This window comes from Clostridium lacusfryxellense, assembly GCF_018861735.1.
Classification (GTDB): Bacteria; Bacillota; Clostridia; order Clostridiales; family Clostridiaceae; genus Clostridium_AD; species Clostridium_AD lacusfryxellense.
Genome location: NZ_JAHLEB010000115.1, coordinates 1 through 3,016, shown reverse-complemented (window position 1 = coordinate 3,016; position 3,016 = coordinate 1). Strand labels below are relative to the sequence as shown.

3 protein-coding genes are annotated in these 3,016 nt (G+C 36.3%); all 3 read right to left on the bottom strand.

Annotated features, from left to right (window positions below; translation table 11 throughout):
• Positions 1-735 (bottom strand): tyrosine-type recombinase/integrase (locus tag KPL55_RS25335; protein WP_216309534.1); only part of this gene is annotated, 735 nt, incomplete at its 3' end.
• A complete protein-coding gene (locus KPL55_RS25330) occupies positions 725-1,690 on the bottom strand; it encodes a tyrosine-type recombinase/integrase (RefSeq protein WP_216309533.1) in 966 nt (321 codons plus the stop codon). The genes KPL55_RS25330 and KPL55_RS25335, both read right to left, overlap by 11 nt.
• On the bottom strand, positions 1,687-2,799 hold the full coding sequence (locus tag KPL55_RS25325) for a tyrosine-type recombinase/integrase (RefSeq protein ID WP_216309532.1): 1,113 nt from the start codon (positions 2,797-2,799) through the stop codon (positions 1,687-1,689). The genes KPL55_RS25330 and KPL55_RS25325 overlap by 4 nt, the downstream gene beginning before the upstream one ends.
• Positions 2,800-3,016 lie beyond the last annotated feature (217 nt).

The window sequence follows — 3,016 nt, the reverse complement described above, 5'->3', positions numbered from 1 at the left end:
AAGCACTAAGCTGATGCTGTCTGTTGAAAGGCTGTGAGGTTTACCGTCTAACGAACTATATAATAATGGATTTTCATTAGCTTCTCGATGAAATTCTTTTAGATATATCGCCAAATGCTTTACTGTTTTTTCCATCAGTGGGACATTTCTAATTTTACGCCCTTTTCCAATAAGTGTTACATATGGATTTGCTGTTTCAAGATGCAACGAAGAAAGATTCAGATCAGCCAATTCCTGCACTCTGGCACCTGTGTCGTAAAGCAGTATTAACATCATACGATTCCTTCTATGTTTTGCTGTTTTTGTATCATAAGCAGAAAGTATGGCTGAAGTAGCAGTTGGTTGAAGATACTGGATAGGACGCTTTTCTTCTTTCTGCTTCTTAATGGAACAGACCTCTGTATATATTCCTCTAAGTTCAAAATCTTCCTCACTACAGTACTTCAAAAAAGACCTTATTGCTGTTAGTTTCAGATTTATGCTCTTCGGAGCATAATTATGTTCCTTTAACCATCCAACAAAGTCTTTGACATTATCCCTTGAAAATGCTTCAAATGTAACATCCTCATTTACTAATGACCGATATTCCTCAAGAAACTGTAGGTAAGATTTGAGCGATTGCTTGTATGCCTCGACGGACTTGTCTGACAGATTTCTTGTTACTGGCATGTAATCATGAAGATAGTTTCGAGCCAACTTCCAAAAATTTTTATCTTTTTTTCTGTTATATTTCATACTCTTCGACCTCCGGAATGAGTCCTTCCAATGAAGATGTAAGGGTAGTATACTGCGGGAAAAAGTCTGGAATAAGATGTATGTAATAATACGTGCTCTCCAAAGAGGAGTGTCCCATATATCTCATGAGATATGGAAGCATTGCATGAATGTCTTTTCCGTCCATTGACCACCGCATGATGTTCGCACAAGCAAAATGATGGCGAAAATCATAGGCCCTGGACTTTACTTTGCCATCACGTTTAAGCCCTGATGATATCCATATATTCCTGAAATTGGCCGATATCGCAGTAGTTGAGCAAATACCTCCATGGCCTCCAGGAAAGAAATATTCTCTTGATGGAAAACATTTACTAATGGCAGTGTCATAACATTTCAGATAATCAATTAGTTCATCAGACAGGAAGAGCCGCCTGTCCCTATGGGCCTTTGCCTGCAGGATATCAACATATCCTTTATCAAGATGCACATCTGTACATTTAAGCTTTCGTACCTCTCCACATCGCGCTCCGCAACAATACAATAACCTGTATAGAGCGGGAAAAACATATGCTCTTCCAGAAATTTTTTTTCTAAGTACATAAGAGTCACATTCCTTGAAGAAGATTTGAATCTCATTATCACTCATTAGATATACTTCAGCATGATAACGCTGAATGGTAAACCGACCATCGAGGACATATGCATCTTTTAAACCAATACTTTGGAGATACCGTCCGAATTCCCTTATGGGAGATATCCAGCTCCGGTCTCTTGTAGTTGATTTGTTGGCATGCTGCATGGCCCAGTTTTCAGTGATATCTTTTTTTAAATCACCATAGTTTCCATGTTCGTAATTATATTTATCAAGCTGTTTTAAGTAATAGAATCCTGTCTTATACTCAATTCCAAGAGAATTCTTAAATTTAATAAAGTCTCTGATTTTAAGTGCAAGGTTACTAATTAAGTCGCTCATGGATTCACCTCCGTAGAGATGCCAGTCATTGGTAACACACACTCTTTGAGTCTATGCTCGTCAGTAGTGATGTATATATCCGTAGTTTCTGAATTGGAATGACCAAGTATTGCAGCTATAGTCTCTATTGGAACAAAGTTTTTAACCATCGTAGATGCTGCGTTATGGCGCAACATATGCATTCCAAAGATACGACCATCCTTTTTAATTCCAGCTTTACTGAAAACTCGTTTAACTACTTCGTAGCATGATGAGTGATCAGATAATGGTTCAAATGGTGCTAGTTGTCTTATAAATATGAAATCGTTCTTTGAATCCGGCCGTTCCTCAGTTATGTAACGAAAGATTGCATTACCAATTAAAGGAATCAACGGTAAGCATACCATATTTTTCGTCTTGCTCTGACGAAATGATATAGTCTCATTAAGCCAATCAATATCTGAGAGCTTTAGATCTATAAGATCACATGCTCTTATTCCCGATGAAAGTCCTAAAAGAACAATTGCTGAATCGCGAAGGGTAACTAATCCCGCATCAATGACACTTTTGAGATTATGCTGTTCTTCGTCAGTTAATGTAGGTATTATACGTTTAATTCTCGGAGCATGAATTCCAGCTATCGCTGATAATAGATCTGCTCTCTTCAGATATCTAAAAATTGCTCTGAGTTCACATAGAATTTCCCTTTGCCTACATTGTTTCGAATTCTGTATATATCTAATAACTATTTCAGGTGTGAGAAATTCAATATCAGCCACACCAAGGATATCTAAGTATTGTAGTAAGCAATAAAGCCCATATTCATAGAAATGAATTGTATTCTCATTAGAATATTCGGACTTTAAAAATTTTTCATAATCAGAATAAATATTTCTATGACATTGATTGTTTGGAATAACATTACCGCGTGTTAAAGTTGAAAAATCAAAGTGTCCAGTGATGAAATACGAATCAATCAAGCGTATAAATCTACCCTGTGAATGATAACGATTTTTACTAAATACTCCAGTCTTTTTGCTTATTACGTCATCAGCATATGTCTTACCAAATCCAGGCGTGTATTCGGTAACACCTTTTTCCCTGCAAAAGAATTTAAATCTTTGAATCACGCCTTGATAATTAAAAACAGTGGATTCATTATAGCTCGCTTCCCGTAGTGCTTCTATTAATAAAGCACAAATAGTATCAATCTTCATCTTAAAGTACCTCCTTTATAAAGTACTTCAAGTATAGCGAATACTATGCCGAAAATGAATTATTAAACACATTCACCATTAAGATTTTTATGAATTTTCGGCATAGTTTTTTCTTCGGTATAGTCTGAAT

What these genes read in the sequence shown, in the direction of transcription:
- KPL55_RS25330 (WP_216309533.1), bottom strand. Translation starts at nt 1,690, where the DNA reads ATGAGCGACTTAATTAGTAACCTTGCACTTAAAATCAGAGACTTTATT.